Here is a 15434-nt window from a genome sequence, read left to right as displayed (position 1 = left end):
TATGCCCAACCTGGCTGCGCGACAACAGGTGGCGGCCGGCCGCTAGCGTCGAGTCCCGGATACCGCCGAACGGGGCAGCCGGCCCGCGCGCGAATGCCCGCTCAGGGCGTCACCGTGCACCACGACGTCGAAATCGAGGTTCAGCCGCATAGGCTTGGTCACCGACTGCCGCCAAGTGAGACGGGTACCACTGTCGACTGTCTGAGCCGTCACCTGTTGCAACACAACGGTTTCATCCTTGTAGGTCGCCGTGCCGGCGAGCCCTTCGCGCGAGCGCGTGAACGCGTACCGCACCGGCAAGGTGCCGATCGGGGTCTTGATCTTCACGTCCCAGTCGCCTTCGACGGTCACTTAAACCTCCACTGGCTCTCGGCCGGCGGGCCGCCACACCGTGCCCCGCCGCTCGTATTCGAAGAGTTGCTCGACGGCGCAGGCGACTCGAGGGCCGTAGAAGCGATCGAGCAGATGGAGGCCCAAGTCGAGTCCCGAGGTGACGCCGCCGGCCGTGACCAGGTCACCATCGTCGACGACGCGGGCCGCCACCGGATGCACGCCCGCCGCCCCTAGCAGGTCCATACCCAGGTGATGTGTCACCGCGTGACGTCCTTCGATCAGCCCCGACATCGCCATGACGACAGAGCCGCCACACACCGCCGCCACGGTGATGTCCGGGTTGCCGAATGCCTTGTGCAGCAGCGGGGTCAGCGCGCTGTGCGCAGCGCGGCCCAGCAGGACCGGAATAGTCTCGACTCCATCGTCGGGGTCACCGACGGTCGGGCCACTGGCTCCGGGCACGACCACGCAGCCCGGCTCGGACGGATCGAGCGCGGCGGTGGCGGTCAGCGCGAGACCGCGCGTGCCGCTTGTCACGGTGCGCGGACCTTCGGCCGCCACCAACGTCACCGCGAGGTCACCGGACACCATTTCGCTGCCCGCGGCGAGGACTTCGAAGGGAGCGATGACGTCGAACGGGTCAAACCCGTCGTACAAAACGATTTGCGCACGCACTCGGCTATGGTCACTGCCACCCACTCCATCGCACCAGTGGCTGGATTGCCACCTTGCACCGGTATATTGCCAAGCCATGCATGCCGTCGCGATTCTGGCCGAGCCCGATGTCATCGCATTCGACCTCGCCATTGCGGTCGAGGTGTTCGGCCGTGTCTGGCTCGCTGACGGAGCGCCGGGCTACCGGGTCCGCGTGTGTGGCTGCGAACCTCTCGTCGCGGCCGGACCGATCCGGATCGCGACAGACTACGGCTTGGACGAGCTCGCCAGCGCGGACACCATCGTGGTGCCCGGCCGCAACGACGCCGCGACGCCGGTGTGCGACGATGTCATCAACGCGCTGAAGTCCGCGTACGACAACGGCGTTCGAATCGCTTCCATCTGTAGCGGCGCCTTCACCGTGGCCGCCGCGGGCATCCTCGACGGCAAACGCGCGACCACCCACTGGTTGGCCGCTGATCTATTCTCGGCGACCTACCCGAACGTCCGCCTCGACGCCGACGCGCTCTACGTCGACGAGGGCCAAGTGCTCACCTCGGCCGGGGCGTCCGCCGGACTGGATCTGTGTCTGCACATGGTCGCCCGCGACTATGGTTCGGCCGCAGCCGCCGACGCCGCCCGCCTGGCCGTCACGCCGCTGCATCGCAGCGGCGGCCAAGCACAATTCATCATCCGCAATCGCCGCGTGTCCAACACCGAACTGGACGACGTGTTGGTCTGGATCGAGAACAACGCGCACCTGCCGCTGACGCTGCGCGACATCGCGCGCCGGGCCTCCAGCAGCGAGCGGACGATCAACCGCCGGTTCAAAAACGAGACGGGCCACACCCCAATGCAGTGGGTCAACAACGTCCGGATCAGGCACGCGCAGCAGCTACTGGAGAGCACCGGCTACAGCATCGAAACCATCGCTCGCAAAACGGGTTTCGCGTCGTCAACGAATTTTCGTTACCAGTTTCGCCGCCTGGCGGGAGTGTCACCGCAGAGTTATCGACACACGTTTCGCGACGGGTGCACCGGCGGCGGCGACTAGGTCAGGCCATTCTCGTCGGCCACCACCCCGCGCGCGATGAGGTGATCGATCAGCGGCACCGCGCCGGCGGCAAGATGTTCCGACATCGCGGCGCGGGCGAGCTTGTCGTCGTGCTTTTTCAACGCGGACAAGATCCGCCGATGGTCCTGCATCGATTGCTCGGGCCAGCCCTCGATCGTCGGAAACACCGACTCGGGAGCGTAGCGGGTGATCTGTGACATCAGCTGAGCGAGCTTGGGCGAGTCCGCCGCGACATTGATGGCACGGTGAAATTCGTGGTTCAGCCGCACGGTGCGTTCGTGTTCGTCACCAGCGTAGGCATTCTCGAGCTGCGCCTGGATCTCCTTGAGCTCGTGCAGTTGGTCATCCGTAATGTTCAGCGCAGCCCGCGCGGCCAACTCACCACCGACGTGGGCCTGCACGTTGGCTACATCGGTGACGTCGCGTCCGGTGACCGGCAGCACCACGAAGCCCCGACGCGGCTGCTGGTTGATCAGGCCTTCGGCGCACAGCGCGAACAGCGCCTCCCGCACCGGTGTGACACTGATACCCAGCTCCGCAGCCAATTGATCCAGGCGGACGTACGACCCGGCGGCGTATGTCCCGTCGAATATCCGGCCGCGGATGATCCTCGCAACGTCCTCGGAAAGTTGAGGCCGCGCAACGAATTCCGGAACGCTCATCTGCCTACACCTGATACTCGGCGAGCAGTCGCTTGCTGATGATGTTCTTCTGGATCTCGCTGGTGCCCTCACCGATCAGCAAGAAAGGCGCGTCGCGCATCAGCCGCTCGATTTCGTACTCCTTGGAGTAGCCGTAGCCGCCGTGGATCCGGAAGCTCTGCTGGGTAACCTCGGTGCAGTACTCGCTGCACAAATACTTGGCCATCCCGGCGGCGACGTCGTTGCGCTCCCCCGAGTCCTTCAGCCGCGCCGCGTTGACCATCATCAGGTGTGCGGCTTCGACTTTCGTCGCCATCTCGGCAAGCTGAAAGGCGATGGCCTGATGCTCGGCGATCGGCTTTCCGAAGGTCTGGCGTTGCTGGGCGTAGCGCACCGCGAGCTCGAAGGCGCGAATCCCGAGGCCACAGGCGCGCGCCGACACGTTGACCCGGCCGACCTCGATGCCGTCCATCATCTGGAAGAAGCCCTGCCCGGTGGTGCCACCGAGCACGTCGTCGGCGCCGGCCTGGTAGCCGTCGAATATCATCTCCGTCGTCTCGATGCCCTTGTAGCCCAGCTTCTCGATCTTGCCCGGGATGCGCAGCCCCGGAACGACTTCACCGAAACCGACCGGTTTCTCGACCAGGAACGCGGTGAGGTTGCGGTGCGGTTTGTCCGACCCCTCGTCGGTACGCACCAGCACCGCCACCAGCGTGGAGGTGGCGCCGTTGGTCAGCCACATCTTCTGACCGTCAATGGTGTAGGTGCCGTCCGGGTTCCGCCGCGCCCGGGTGCGGATCGCGGCTACGTCGGAACCCAGCTCCGGCTCCGACATCGAGAAGGCGCCCCGGGTTTCACCGGCTGCCATCCGCGGCAGGAACCGCTGTTTCTGCTCGTCGGTGCCGTGCTGACGCAGCATGTACGCCACGATGAAGTGCGTATTGAGCACGCCGGACACGCTCATCCAGCCGCGTGCCAGCTCCTCGACGCACAGCGCGTAGGTCAACAGCGACTCACCCAGCCCGCCGTACTCCTGCGGAATCATCAGGCCGAACAGGCCCATCTCGCGCATCTGGTCGACGATGTCCTGCGGGTAGGTGTCGCTGCGTTCCAGTTCAGCCGCGTGGGGAATGACTTCCTTCTCGACGAATCGCCGCACCGTGGCAATGATCTCGGTCTGCACCTCGGTCAATCCGAGGGTCTGGGCGAGTTTGGTCATGTCTGGAGTTTCCCTTCCGGCTGCTCAGCAGGCGATGGTCTTGGCGTTGGTCAGGCGCTCGATATCGGCGGCGCTCAACCCCAACCGCGCAAGGACATCGGCGGTGTCCTGCCCCAGGGCCGGCGCCGGCGCGCTGGCCGGATGTGTGCCGTCGAATGCGGCCGGCAGGCCAGGAGCGAAGTACTCGCCCAGACCAGGTTGCCGTAAGCGCGAAAACATCGGATTGTCGGTGACCTTGGGTCCCGCGGCGACCTCGGCGAAGGTGCGGTACCGCTCGAACAGCACCGTGGTGTTCGACAGCGCGGTGCTGATTTCGTCGGCCGTGTGGGCGTTGAACCAGGTGGCGAACAGCCCGGAGAGCGCGTCGCGGTAGCGGTAGCGGTCGCCCTCGGAGCTGAAGTCCGCGCCCAGCGCCTCGGCGAGCGCCGATACCGCGGCGCCGGTGCCCGTCACCGCGAGCAGGTCGCGAAAGTGCCTACCGGTCAAGGTAACCACCATGAACCGGGCCCCGTCGCTGCTGTTGAAGTCCTGCCCGTACTGGCCGTAGATGGCGTTGCCCAGCCGTTCGCGTTGTGTCCCGTTGACTTGCGGCTCGGTCAGCAACCCAAGGTTGGCGGCGGTGGCCAGGGCGACATCCTCCAGCGCCAGACTGATCCGCGCCCCCGCCCCGGACCGTTCGCGGTGCCGCACGGCGGTGACGACGGCCAGCGCGGCGTACAGTCCGCAGCACACGTCCCAGGCCGGCAGCACGTGGTTGATCGCACCGGCATGATCGGCCGGGCCGGTGACGAGCGGGTAGCCGAGACCCGCGTTGACCGTGTAGTCCACTCCGGTGGAACCGTCACCGCGCCCGAGCAACTGAACGTGAATCACGTCCGGACGCTTGGCGGCCAAGACCTCGTGGCTGAGCCAGGACAAGCCCGCGGCGTTGGTCACGACGATGCCGTCACCCTCGGTGATCAGCCGCTGAACCAGTTCATGGCCATCGGTAGACCGCAAATCGATGGTGGCCGAACGCTTTCCCTTGTTCAGCCCGGTCCAGTAGATCGAGGTGCCGTCCGCTGCCAGCGGCCACCGTTGCACATCGGCAGCGCCGCCGATCGGATCGACCCGAATGACTTCTGCACCAAGCTGACTCAGCGTCATACCGCACAGCGGTGCGGCGACGAAACTCGACACCTCCACCACGGTGAGGCCGCACAGTGGCAACGCCGAATCGGTCATTGCGATGCGACCCGCTCGAAGACGGCAGCCAGGCCCTGGCCGCCGCCGATGCACATGGTCACCAGGCCATAGCGCGCCTCGCGGCGATGGAGCTCGCGCGCCAACGTCGCCAGCATCCGCCCGCCCGTCGCGCCCACCGGGTGGCCCAGCGAGATCCCCGAACCGTGCACATTGGTCCGCTGGTGATCGGCGGCGCCGAACTTCCATTCCCGCATCACCGCAAGCGCTTGCGCGGCAAAGGCTTCGTTGAGCTCGATGAGGTCGATGTCGGACAGGTGCAGGCCCGCCTTGGCCAGCGCCACCTCCGTCGCGGGCACCGGCCCGATGCCCATCAGGTGCGGCGCGACCCCCGCCACGCCCCACGACACCAGGCGCACCAACGGCCTCAGGCCGTATTCGTCGGCCTTCTCCCGGGTGGTGACCACGCACATCGACGCCGCGTCGTTCTGCCCGCTGGCGTTGCCGGCGGTGACCGTGGCCTCCGGATCATCCTTGAGCAGAACGGGTTTCAGCTTGCCCAGGGACTCGACCGACGTGTCGGCGCGCGGGTGTTCGTCGGTGTCGATGATGTCGTCACCCTGTCGACTGCGGATGATCACTGGAACTATTTCCGAGGCCACGATGCCGTCTTTCTGGGCGGCCACGGCACGCTGGTGGGATCGCACGGCGAGCTCGTCCTGCTCCCGGCGTGAAATGCCGTACTGGCGGCGCAGATTCTCGGCCGTTTCCAGCATTCCGCCGGGCACCGGGTAGTTACGGCCGCCGGCGGTCGTGCGTCCCCGGGCCAGCCCGTCGTGCACCTGTACCCCGCTGCGGGCGCCGCCCCACCGCATGTCGGTGGAGTAGAAGGCGACGTTGCTCATGCTCTCGCAGCCCCCGGCGACGACGAGGTCGTTGGCCCCAGTGCCCACCTGCAGGCACGCCTGGATGACCGCCTGCAGGCCCGAGCCGCAACGCCGGTCGACCTGCATGCCCGGAACCGTCACCGGCAGACCCGAATCCAGCGCCACCACGCGCCCGATCGCCGGCGCATCGCTGTTGGGATAGCAGTGGCCGAGGATGACATCCTGCACCGCGTCGGGCGCCAACCCGGTCCGCTCGAGCAGCCCTTTCAGCGCGGTGACGCCGAGGTCGACGGCGCTGCACGACTTGAACATTCCGCCGTAGCGGCCGATCGGCGTCCGAACCGGTTCACAGATGACGGCCTCGGCACTCATAGGTGCCGCCCGCCGGTGATCTCCATAACGGTGCCGGTCATGTACGACGACAGATCGGAAGCCAGGAACAGCGCCACGCTGGCGACCTCGCTGGGCTCACCGGCCCGGCCCAGCGGCACCTCGGCAACCTTGGAATCCCAAATGCGCTGCGGCATGGCCTCGGTCATGGCGGAGCGGATCAGGCCGGGGGCGATCGCATTCACCCGAACACCCAGGTAGGCAAGCTCTTTGGCGGCCGCTTTGGTCATGCCGACGATGCCGGCCTTGGCCGCCGAGTAGTTGGTTTGGCCGACCATGCCGACCTTGCCGGACACCGACGACATGTTGATGATCGCGCCGCGCTTGTTCTCCCGCATGACGGCGGCGGCCAGCCGGGTGCCGTTCCAGGTCCCCTTCAGGTGGACGTTGATCACCTGGTCGAATTGCTCCTCGGTCATCTTGCGCATCGTGGCGTCCCGGGTGATGCCGGCGTTGTTGACCATGATGTCCAGCCCGCCGAAACGCTCGACCGCGGTCTGGATCAAGGCCTCGACCTCAGCCGACCGGGTGACATCGCACCGGACCGCGACCGCGACGTCGTCGCCGCCCAACTGCTTGGCCACCACCTGGGCTTCCTCGAGATTGACGTCGCCGAGCACCACTCGCGCACCCTCGGCGACGAAGCGCTCCGCAATCGCCAGACCCAGCCCTTGCGCTCCGCCGGTGATTACCGCGGTCTGACCTGTCAACATCGCCACCTGGATCACACATCCTTCACTGTTATCGCCCGCTACGGGGCACGTCCGCGCCAAATATCATATTTGATATAGGATCCTGCTCTGAACCGGGGTGCCCCGGATCGAGAGAGGAGTGTGGAGCCTATGGCCAACACCGAAGTCACCGAAGTCTCCGACCAGGACTTCCGCGAGATCCTCGCTCAGACAAGGCAATTCGTCCGCAGCGCGGTTGTCCCTCGGGAGCAGGAGATTCTCGACACCGACCAGGTGCCCGACGACCTGCGCGACGAGGCCAAGAAGATGGGCCTGTTCGGCTACGCGATTCCCCAGCAGTGGGGCGGTCTTGGCCTCAACCTGATGCAGGACGTCGAGATGGCGATGGAGCTGGGCTACACCTCCCTGGCGCTGCGATCGATGTTCGGCACCAATAACGGCATCGCCGGACAGGTGCTGGTCGGCTTCGGCACCGACGAACAGAAATCCCGCTGGCTGGAGTCGATCGCGTCCGGCGACGTCGTCGCCTCCTTCGCGCTGACCGAACCCGGCGCTGGATCGAACCCGGCCGGGTTGCGGACCAAAGCCGTTCGCGACGGCTCCGATTGGGTGATCTCGGGGCAGAAGCGCTTCATCACCAACGCGCCCGTCGCCGATCTCTTCGTGGTGTTCGCGCGCACCCGGCCGGCCGACGACCAGGGTCCGGGGATCGCCGTCTTCCTGGTACCCGCGGATGCCACCGGCGTCGAGGTGGGCGCCAAGGACGCCAAGATGGGCCAGGAAGGCGCCTGGACGGCCGACGTCAATTTCACCGACGTGCGCGTCGGCTCCGACGCGCTCGTCGGCGGTAGCGAAGACCACGGATATCGTGCGGCCATGATCTCGTTGGCGCGCGGGCGGGTGCACATCGCCGCGCTGGCGGTGGGCTCCGCGCAACGCGCGCTCGACGAATCGGTGTCGTACGCCGCCACCGCGACACAGCGCGGAACGCCGATCGGAACCTTCCAGTTGGTGCAGGGCATGCTCGCCGACCAGCAGACCGGGGTGATGGCCGGCCGTGCGCTGGTGCGCGAAGCCGCTCGGTTGTGGGTCGCCGACGAGGATCGCCGGATCGCGCCGTCGGCCGCCAAGGTCTTTTGCACCGAAATGGCCGGGAATGTCGCTGATCTCGCGGTGCAGATTCACGGCGGCACCGGTTACATGAGAGGCGTTGCCGTCGAGCGCATCTACCGCGATGTGCGCCTGCTGCGGCTGTACGAGGGCACCAGTGAGATTCAGCGTTTGATCATCGGATCGAATCTCGTCAAGGCCGCGCAGCGATAAACGTTGCCGCGCAGCCTAATCGAATAGAGGAGCAGCTATGAGCGGCAGGCTTGCCGGAAGAGTGGCATTTATTACCGGCGCGGCCCGCGGCCAGGGCCGGGCGCACGCGGTGCGCATGGCCTCCGAAGGCGCGGACATCATCGCCGTCGATATCGCCGGCAAGCTGCCGTCCTGCGTGCCCTACGATCCGGCGACTCCCGACGACCTGAGCGAGACCGTCCGTCTGGTCGAAGCAGCGAACCGCCGGATCATCGCGTCGGTGGTCGACACCCGCGACTTCGACGGCCTCCGCAAGGTCGTGGCGGACGGCGTCGCCGAGCTGGGCCGGCTGGACATCATCGTCGCCAATGCCGGGGTCGCGGCACCGCAGGCGTGGGACGACATCACGCCGGAGAATTTCCGCGACGTGATGGAGATCAATGTGACCGGCACCTGGAACACGGTGATGGCCGGCGCGGACAAGATCATCGAGGGGGGCCGCGGCGGATCCATCATTCTGATCAGTTCAGCGGCCGGGATGAAGATGCAGCCGTTCATGGTCCACTACACCGCCAGCAAGCACGCCGTCACCGGGCTGGCGCGGGCCTTCGCAGCGGAATTGGGCAAGCATTCGATCCGTGTCAACAGCGTGCACCCCGGTCCGGTTAACACCCCGATGGGCTCCGGCGACATGGTCAACGCGGTGGGCAAGACCATGGAAACCAACCCGCAGCTGTCGCACGTCCTCACCCCGTTCCTGCCCGACTGGGTGGCCGAACCGGAGGAGATCGCCGATACGGTGTGCTGGCTGGCCAGCGACGAGTCGCGCAAGGTTACCGCCGCGCAAATCCCGGTCGACCAGGGCTCGACGCAGTACTGATCACCGGCCGCGCGGGAATAGCTCCACCGTCGCGGCGTTTGCACACGTCATGAAAGCCTTCAGCGAAACCGAGCGCCAGGAGTTCCTCGCCGACAAGCACGTGGCGGTGCTGTCCGTCGCCGCCACCGAAGGCCGGCCACCGGCCAGCGTCCCGATCTGGTACGACTACACCCCCGGCGGAGACGTCCGGATCATGACCGGGGCGTCCAGTCGCAAGGCCCGATTGATCAAGCAGGCGGGCGCCGTGACGCTGGTGGTCCAGCGCGAGGAGCCGCCGTACCAGTACGTGGTGGTCGAAGGCACCGTGGTCGAGACCACCCAGCCGGCCCCGGCGGACCTGCAGGAGTCGATCGCCATCCGCTACCTCGGCGAGGAGGGCGGCCGCGCATTCGTGCAAAGCATGGAGGGCGTCGAGGAGGTGCTGTTCACCATCCGGCCCGACCGCTGGCTGAGCGCCGACTTCACCGGCGATCTCTGAGGAATCAGCCGATCAACTCCAGCGTCCCCAGCTCGCGGATCGCCCGGCAGCCGCGGCGCAGCATGGTCAGCACCATGTCGTCACCGCGCTCGGTGGCCGCAGCGAACGCAAAGCCCAGCGCCGAGATCAGCGGTGCCTGCAATACACCGAGCCGGTAATCGCGCCAACAGGTTTCGCGGTCGTAGTCGCCGACCCCGCCGGTCGTCAAGGCGCGGTGATAGTCGTCGACGAGCTGTTCTTCGATGGCGGCGCGCAATTGCGAATTGAGACTGGTTGCGGTGAAGTAGGCCAGATCCCGGGCCGGCAATCCCACACCGAGCGTCTGCCAGTCGACCACACTGACCCTGGTTCGCTCGGGATCGAACAGCAGGTTGTCCAGCCGGTAGTCGCCGTGCAGCAAGGCGAAGCGGTCGTACTCGGAAAGTAGCCACGGAGCGACCGAACTCATTGCCGCACCGAAGGTCTCGCGGTCTTGCGCGCTCATCCGATCGCCGAGCTTCGCCAGCGTGATGTCGGCACTCATCTTCGCCACCTCGCCCATGCCGTTGGCACCGGCTTCATCCGGCCGGGCAAACGCGATGCCGGGAAAATCGAGCCAGCCGGGATCACACCAGCTGGGTGCGTGCAGGCCGGCCAGCGCGGTAACCGCCAGGCGCGCCTCGCTTTCGCCACAACCGACCAGCTGGTCGCCCTGCACCGCCGGCGCCTGATCGGCAAGCAGCAGAGCGAAGTCCATTGCATCCTCGGTGATCTCGGAATAGAAGCAGCGCGGCGTCGGCACCTGGACCCGATGCACCACCGACGAGTAGAACGCGCATTCGCTGCGGTAGCCGATGACCACCCGGTCGCGCACCGTGTCGTCCTGGGCGGGCAGCTTGATCACAAACGTCTGCGGCAGGTCACCGGGGTCTGTCGCATAGCGAGCGGTCACCCGGTAGGTCGCCCCCGTCTGCCCCGTGCCGATCGGGGTCACGTCGACGTCGGCGACCTCGACGCAGGTGCCGCCGCCACTGAGCGCGGCCGACAGCCACTGCGGCGTCACGTCGCCGGGGTAACGCGGTATCGACAGCACCGCACTCATAGGCAGCACGCCCTCCTCTTGCGCAGGACAACTCCGTCCGACCGACAAACTGTAAGGCATACCGCAAGAGTGGCGGTCAACCGCGGTGCGCTAGTCGGGCACGATGCGCCATTCGGCGGCTTCGTGTTGCTGACGCCAGAATTCGTCGAAACGTCCTCCCGCAGCCAGCAATTCGTCGACAGTTCCGTCTTCGACCACTCGGCCGTTGTCGACGAACAGCACTCGGTCGGCGTTCCTGATGCTGGCCAGCCGGTGCGCGACGATCACCCGGGTGCGTGATCGCGGTTCGGCGGTGAGTGCGTCGACCACGGCGGCTTCGTTCTCGGTGTCCAGCGCGCTGGTCGCCTCGTCTACCAGCAGTATCGGTGCCGGCTTGAGCAATGCGCGAGCGATGCTGACCCGTTGCCGCTCACCACCGGACAGTGCCGAGCCGGCCTCGCCGACCACGGTGTCGGCGCCGTCGGGCAGCCTCGCGGCCAGCTCGTCGACGCGGGCGAGTGCCACCGCGCGCGCGAAGCGCTCCTCGGCGGCGCCTGGATCCCCGGCCAGCACGTTGTCGCGGATCGACCCGTGGAACAGGTAGGGATGTTGGAATACCATGCTGCTCGCCGCTCGTCGGCTTTCGGCGTCCAGCGTGGTCGCGTCGACCCCGTCGATCAGCACCCGGCCGCCGGTGGGCTCATGTAGCCCGGCGATCAGGGCCAGGATGGTGCTCTTGCCCGAACCGGACGGTCCGACGATCGCCGTGGTGCTGCCCGGGTCCAAGGTGAAGCTCACTCCGTCAAGCACCGATGAACCCGCGCCCTGGTAGCCGAACACGACGCCGTCGAACTCGATACGCGGGACCGTGGTGCCCTGCAGCGTGGCGTCGCCGACATTCATCAGCGGCGCGGTGAGCACCGCACGGATGTTGCCGAGCGTGGCGCGGGTGCTCTCCAGCGCCGGCGCCAGCTCGCTGATGGTGGTGAACGGTTCGAGGTAGCGCACGATGACGACGATCAACGCGATGGCCTGGGGCACCGTGAGCGTTCCGTTCATGGTCAGTGCGGTAGTCGCCGCGGCCAGCAGGATCAACGCGAGCTGGCTGGCGAGGCTGAACAGCAGCTGCCCGGGGACCTGCATGGAGAGCAACCGCATGGTGGCGCCGTGTTGTGCGGCCAGCGCGTCGCCGACCAGGCTTCTCGCGGGCTCGACACGCCGCGCGGCTCGCAGCGCCTGCTGGGTCCGGGCGAACTCGATGATCCGTTCGGTGAGCGCGCTGTTGGCGTCGGCCGCCGCGCCATCCGCGCGCCGCGCCAGGCGGGCCGACGCCCACAGCGCACCCAACAGCAGCGGCAGGCCACCCAGCGCGGCGACCCCCAGCTGCCAGGAAACCGGCAACAACACCACCGCGATGGCCGCGGGCAGCAGGATGGCCGAGATCAGCGGCGTGAGCAGGTTGACGACCAGGCCGACGAGTTCCGGACCGGTGGCTGCGATCGCCTGCCGTGCCGTCGCCGTGTGCTCGGCGGTGAACCAATCCAGCCGCACGCCGGGCAGCCGGTCCGCCACGTCGTGCTGACTGTGATCCAGCACCGCGAAGCCCAGATTGAAACCGATACGCGCAGTTGCGGTGTCGATCACCCAGCCGGTCACGGTGGCCGCGGTCAGCCAGCCCAGCCAGATCAGCGCGCGCTGCGGGACGTCGCCGAACAACGCCCCAACCAGAGGGACCAGCAGGACGGTGGCCACCGCGCGCACCACCACGGAGAGCAATGCCAGCACCGTGTAGGTGATGACCCGGTTGCGGCGATCCACCGGAACCAGACTCAGCCACGTGCGAATCATCGCGCCCCCTCGCCGGTCGTCCCAGCGGCCACCCGATCGCGACGGTCGCCCTGCCACAGCCGCCGGTACCGGCCGTCGGTGGCCAGCAGCTCGTCGTGCGTGCCGCGTTCGACGATGCAGCCGTGGTCGAGCACCACGATCTGGTGGGCCCCGGTGATCGTGTGCAGTCGATGTGCGATCACCAGCACGGTGCGGTCCCGGGTCAGCCGGTTGAGCGCTTGCTGCACAAGGTATTCCGATTCAGGGTCGGCGAACGCGGTGGCCTCGTCGAGGATCAGCACCGGGGTGTCGGCCAGGATCGCGCGAGCGATGGTGAGCCGTTGGCGTTCGCCCCCCGACAGGCCGCTGCCGGCGCCCAGCATGGTGTCGTAGCGGTCCGGCAGTCGCATGATGCGGTCGTGGATTTGCGCATCGCGCGCCGCCCGCTCGACCTGCACCGCGGTGGCATCCGGGGCGGCCAGCGCGATGTTTTCCGCGACGGTGCCGTGTACCAATTGCGTTTCCTGCAACACGAATCCGACCTGAGCATAGAGCTGGTCGGCGGTCATCGACCGAATATCTTGTCCCCCAACGCGTATCGCGCCCTGCCCGACGTCGTGAAACCGGGCCAGCAAGGCGGCCAAGGTCGACTTGCCGGATCCGGAAGGGCCGACCAGCGCCGTGACGGTGCCGGGCCGCAAGGTCAGCGATACGTTGTGAATGACCGGGACGTCAGGGCGGTAACCGAAGCCGACACGGTCGAACACCACCGTGCCCGGCGGATCTCGATGCGCTTCGCCCTTGTCTCGCACGGCGAGATCTGTTTCGTCGAGCGTGTTCTGCAGGCGCCGGGCGGCCAGCATGCCGGCGCGGATGCCGCCGAGGCCGTAAGCGATGCCCAGCAGTCGCGCGCCGAACGTCGTGCCCAGCAACAGGAACGGCAGTAGATTCACCGGATTCATCCGGCCCGTGACCACCAGCAACGTGCCCGTGACCGCGATGAGCCAGAGAAACGTGGAGGGGCGGGTGACCAGATCCATGAAGGTCTTCTTGCCGGCCAGCGGACGCTGCCAGGCGACCAGGAAGCCGACGTATTCGTCCAGGCGACGGCGGAAGCTGGATGCGGCGGCACCACCGAAGACGCGGATCACCGGCTGGCCTTCCAGGTATGCGCCCGCCTCGCCGCTCATCGTCTCCGCCCAGCGCTGCGACTGCGGGATGCGCGGGCCGGACTGGACGGTGAGGGACGAGGTCAGCACCAGGTACACGAGGACGGGCACAAACAACACCAGCGCCACCCGCCAGTCGACGGCGAACAGGTACACCAGCACCGCGACCGGTGCGACGGCCGCGGCGACCGCATCCGGGATGGCGTGAGTGACCAGGTAGTGCAGGGACAGCGTGTCGTCCTGCAGCAGCTGCTTGATCGAGCCCGACCCGCGCGCGGTGAACCAACCCAGCGGTAACCGAGACAGCTTGCGCAACAGGCGCAATCGCAAATCGCGGGCGAAGCGCGCGTCGACGACATGAAGCCAGAGTGTGAGCGCGGCGCCGAGCAACGCTCCCAGGCCCAGCAGCGACACCGCGGCGACGCCGATGTCGGCCAATCGGGACGCGGGCGCCCCGGAAACCAGGAGCCGGGCCAGCTCGACCAGCAACACGAACGGCGCCAGCTGCACCAGCGTGATCAGCGCCTGCAGCACGCCCGAGAGAATCAGCGCCGACCGCAGCGGCGCAAGCAGTCGGCCAGCGCCCCGGGCACGCCAATTCCCGCGGACCGCCGGGGCCGGTGTCGTGTCCGGTGCCTGCGGATCCGAATCCTGCTGCGCTGCAACATCTTTCGCCGATACGCTGGGAGTGAGGCCGTCGGATTCCTCCGGCTCGTCGCCACGGCGGGTGCCCATCGCGCGCCCGGCGCTCCAGTAGGCCTGGGCATGCACCTCCGATTTGGGAAAGCCGAACTCGTCGCGCAGCCGGGTTCGCACCTGCTTGAGCGTCGTGGCCTCGGGCGTCACCCACGCATACCAGTCGGACCAGTCCCGGCTTTCGATCGCGGCGGCGAGAGACGTCTCGTCGTGGCGGGCCACCCAGTGCAGCCGTAGCCGGGGATGCTGCGCGATGGGGATCAACGTGTCGTTGGCGTCGTGTTGTTCGAGGTACATCTCGATCGGGACTTCGTCCGGGACGACCCCGATGATTCCGTTCATCCCCGGGATGGACGCCGAGTCACCGATCAGCAGGTAACCGGCCGGCTGCTCGTCGGGCACGTCGAATCGCGATGAGCCCATCAGGGCCATGACCGCGATGGTGGCCCCGGGCGCCACGGTGCGTGCCCACAACGACGCCGGACCCGCGGGATCGTGCAACACGACGTCGACCGCGAAGCGTCCGGCCGCAACGTCCGCCTCCGAGATGGTGTACGCGCGCTGGAATTCCGTTTTCGATCCGTCCGGATCCGGAAACCAGAACCGCAGCCACGCGGCCGGTTCGGCATCGACGTCTTCGAACAGCGTCGGCGACGTCATGCGAACCCGCACGAAATGCGGGGCTATACGGACGGTTTCGATCACCGTCGCGGTGTGGTCGCGCGCGCCGAAGCTGCGCAGCATCACACCGGAGAATCCGCGCGCCATTAGCGGTCCTTTCTCGCGGCGCCCCGCGCCGCGGCGGCCGCGCCGATCTGACGGCCCGGGGGTTCACCGCCACGAGCCACGGATCGATGTGGCCGGCGCGGCGCTCGCCCACCTGAATTCGACACCTGCCGCAGATCACCGGCCACCCGGTCACGACTCGGTACGTTCCCCCACAAACTAA

The 15434-nt window shown here is 67.3% G+C and carries 14 protein-coding genes; 4 read left to right on the top strand and 10 right to left on the bottom strand.

The genetic code is table 11. The features are described 5' to 3' along the window. Positions 1-42 precede the first annotated feature (42 nt). Together ACIUM1_RS22075 and ACIUM1_RS22070 are read right to left on the bottom strand one after the other, a co-directional pair. Positions 43-351, bottom strand: coding sequence for a hypothetical protein (locus ACIUM1_RS22075; protein ID WP_406814662.1), 309 nt, complete (start codon positions 349-351; stop codon positions 43-45). Beyond that, the gene (locus ACIUM1_RS22070) at positions 352-1008 is read right to left on the bottom strand and encodes a DJ-1/PfpI family protein (protein WP_406814661.1); all 657 of its coding nucleotides are present in this window, start codon (positions 1006-1008) and stop codon (positions 352-354) included. A 76-nt stretch (positions 1009-1084) separates the two neighbouring features. Here ACIUM1_RS22070 and ACIUM1_RS22065 point away from each other — a divergent pair, with 76 nt between their 5' ends. Further along, positions 1085-2041 carry a GlxA family transcriptional regulator gene (locus ACIUM1_RS22065; RefSeq protein ID WP_406814660.1) on the top strand — a complete coding sequence of 319 codons (957 nt, stop codon included), beginning with the start codon at positions 1085-1087 and terminating at the stop codon, positions 2039-2041. Here the strand turns inward: ACIUM1_RS22065 and ACIUM1_RS22060 are convergent. From ACIUM1_RS22060 to fabG, 5 genes are read right to left on the bottom strand one after another with little or no spacing between them, the layout of a single operon-like run. Beyond that, on the bottom strand, positions 2038-2724 hold the full coding sequence (locus tag ACIUM1_RS22060; RefSeq protein ID WP_406814659.1) for a GntR family transcriptional regulator: 687 nt from the start codon (positions 2722-2724) through the stop codon (positions 2038-2040). The genes ACIUM1_RS22065 and ACIUM1_RS22060 overlap by 4 nt on opposite strands. 4 nt (positions 2725-2728) lie before the next feature. Next, complete coding sequence (locus tag ACIUM1_RS22055) at positions 2729-3922, bottom strand: acyl-CoA dehydrogenase family protein (protein ID WP_406814658.1); 1194 nt, start codon at positions 3920-3922, stop codon at positions 2729-2731. 24 nt (positions 3923-3946) lie between these two features. Further along, the gene (locus tag ACIUM1_RS22050; RefSeq protein WP_406814657.1) at positions 3947-5146 is read right to left on the bottom strand and encodes a CoA transferase; all 1200 of its coding nucleotides are present in this window, start codon (positions 5144-5146) and stop codon (positions 3947-3949) included. Continuing rightward, positions 5143-6363 carry an acetyl-CoA C-acetyltransferase gene (locus tag ACIUM1_RS22045; RefSeq protein ID WP_406814656.1) on the bottom strand — a complete coding sequence of 407 codons (1221 nt, stop codon included), beginning with the start codon at positions 6361-6363 and terminating at the stop codon, positions 5143-5145. Before ACIUM1_RS22045 ends, ACIUM1_RS22050 begins: the two co-directional genes overlap by 4 nt. Beyond that, entirely contained in the window at positions 6360-7094 is a 735-nt protein-coding gene (gene fabG / locus ACIUM1_RS22040; protein ID WP_406817811.1) for a 3-oxoacyl-ACP reductase FabG, read from the bottom strand. Before fabG ends, ACIUM1_RS22045 begins: the two co-directional genes overlap by 4 nt. Positions 7095-7223: 129 nt before the next feature. Between fabG and ACIUM1_RS22035 the strand changes: the two genes are divergently transcribed. From ACIUM1_RS22035 to ACIUM1_RS22025, 3 genes are read left to right on the top strand one after another with little or no spacing between them, the layout of a single operon-like run. Beyond that, complete coding sequence (locus ACIUM1_RS22035; RefSeq protein ID WP_406814655.1) at positions 7224-8396, top strand: acyl-CoA dehydrogenase family protein; 1173 nt, start codon at positions 7224-7226, stop codon at positions 8394-8396. Between the two features lie 37 nt (positions 8397-8433). After that, complete coding sequence (locus tag ACIUM1_RS22030; protein ID WP_406814654.1) at positions 8434-9255, top strand: mycofactocin-coupled SDR family oxidoreductase; 822 nt, start codon at positions 8434-8436, stop codon at positions 9253-9255. A 49-nt stretch (positions 9256-9304) separates the two neighbouring features. After that, the gene (locus tag ACIUM1_RS22025) at positions 9305-9733 is read left to right on the top strand and encodes a pyridoxamine 5'-phosphate oxidase family protein (RefSeq protein ID WP_406814653.1); all 429 of its coding nucleotides are present in this window, start codon (positions 9305-9307) and stop codon (positions 9731-9733) included. A 4-nt stretch (positions 9734-9737) separates the two neighbouring features. Here ACIUM1_RS22025 and ACIUM1_RS22020 read toward each other — a convergent pair whose 3' ends face one another. The 3 genes from ACIUM1_RS22020 to ACIUM1_RS22010 all read right to left on the bottom strand — a co-directional run bounded on the left by ACIUM1_RS22020 (position 9738) and on the right by ACIUM1_RS22010 (position 15253). Continuing rightward, positions 9738-10814, bottom strand: a complete 1077-nt coding sequence (locus ACIUM1_RS22020; protein WP_406814652.1) for a phosphotransferase family protein — start codon at positions 10812-10814, stop codon at positions 9738-9740. Positions 10815-10904: 90 nt separating this feature from the next. Continuing rightward, on the bottom strand, positions 10905-12641 hold the full coding sequence (locus ACIUM1_RS22015; protein WP_406814651.1) for an ABC transporter ATP-binding protein: 1737 nt from the start codon (positions 12639-12641) through the stop codon (positions 10905-10907). Beyond that, the gene (locus ACIUM1_RS22010; protein ID WP_406814650.1) at positions 12638-15253 is read right to left on the bottom strand and encodes an ABC transporter ATP-binding protein/permease; all 2616 of its coding nucleotides are present in this window, start codon (positions 15251-15253) and stop codon (positions 12638-12640) included. Before ACIUM1_RS22010 ends, ACIUM1_RS22015 begins: the two co-directional genes overlap by 4 nt. Positions 15254-15434 lie beyond the last annotated feature (181 nt).

Source organism: Mycobacterium sp. M23085, assembly GCF_045343915.1.
Taxonomy (GTDB): Bacteria; Actinomycetota; Actinomycetes; order Mycobacteriales; family Mycobacteriaceae; genus Mycobacterium.
Note: the sequence above shows the minus strand (reverse complement) of the source record. Positions and strands in the feature narration are given on the sequence as shown.

Bases quoted from the DNA above. Each gene is read 5' to 3' on its own strand.
- ACIUM1_RS22055 (WP_406814658.1), bottom strand. From the start codon at position 3,922: ATGACCAAACTCGCCCAGACCCTCGGATTGACCGAGGTGCAGACCGAG.
- fabG (WP_406817811.1), bottom strand. From the start codon at position 7,094: ATGTTGACAGGTCAGACCGCGGTAATCACCGGCGGAGCGCAAGGGCTG.
- ACIUM1_RS22025 (WP_406814653.1), top strand. From the start codon at position 9,305: ATGAAAGCCTTCAGCGAAACCGAGCGCCAGGAGTTCCTCGCCGACAAG.
- ACIUM1_RS22045 (WP_406814656.1), bottom strand. From the start codon at position 6,363: ATGAGTGCCGAGGCCGTCATCTGTGAACCGGTTCGGACGCCGATCGGC.
- ACIUM1_RS22060 (WP_406814659.1), bottom strand. From the start codon at position 2,724: ATGAGCGTTCCGGAATTCGTTGCGCGGCCTCAACTTTCCGAGGACGTT.
- ACIUM1_RS22035 (WP_406814655.1), top strand. From the start codon at position 7,224: ATGGCCAACACCGAAGTCACCGAAGTCTCCGACCAGGACTTCCGCGAG.
- ACIUM1_RS22020 (WP_406814652.1), bottom strand. From the start codon at position 10,814: ATGAGTGCGGTGCTGTCGATACCGCGTTACCCCGGCGACGTGACGCCG.
- ACIUM1_RS22015 (WP_406814651.1), bottom strand. From the start codon at position 12,641: ATGATTCGCACGTGGCTGAGTCTGGTTCCGGTGGATCGCCGCAACCGG.
- ACIUM1_RS22030 (WP_406814654.1), top strand. From the start codon at position 8,434: ATGAGCGGCAGGCTTGCCGGAAGAGTGGCATTTATTACCGGCGCGGCC.
- ACIUM1_RS22065 (WP_406814660.1), top strand. From the start codon at position 1,085: ATGCATGCCGTCGCGATTCTGGCCGAGCCCGATGTCATCGCATTCGAC.
- ACIUM1_RS22010 (WP_406814650.1), bottom strand. From the start codon at position 15,253: ATGGCGCGCGGATTCTCCGGTGTGATGCTGCGCAGCTTCGGCGCGCGC.
- ACIUM1_RS22050 (WP_406814657.1), bottom strand. From the start codon at position 5,146: ATGACCGATTCGGCGTTGCCACTGTGCGGCCTCACCGTGGTGGAGGTG.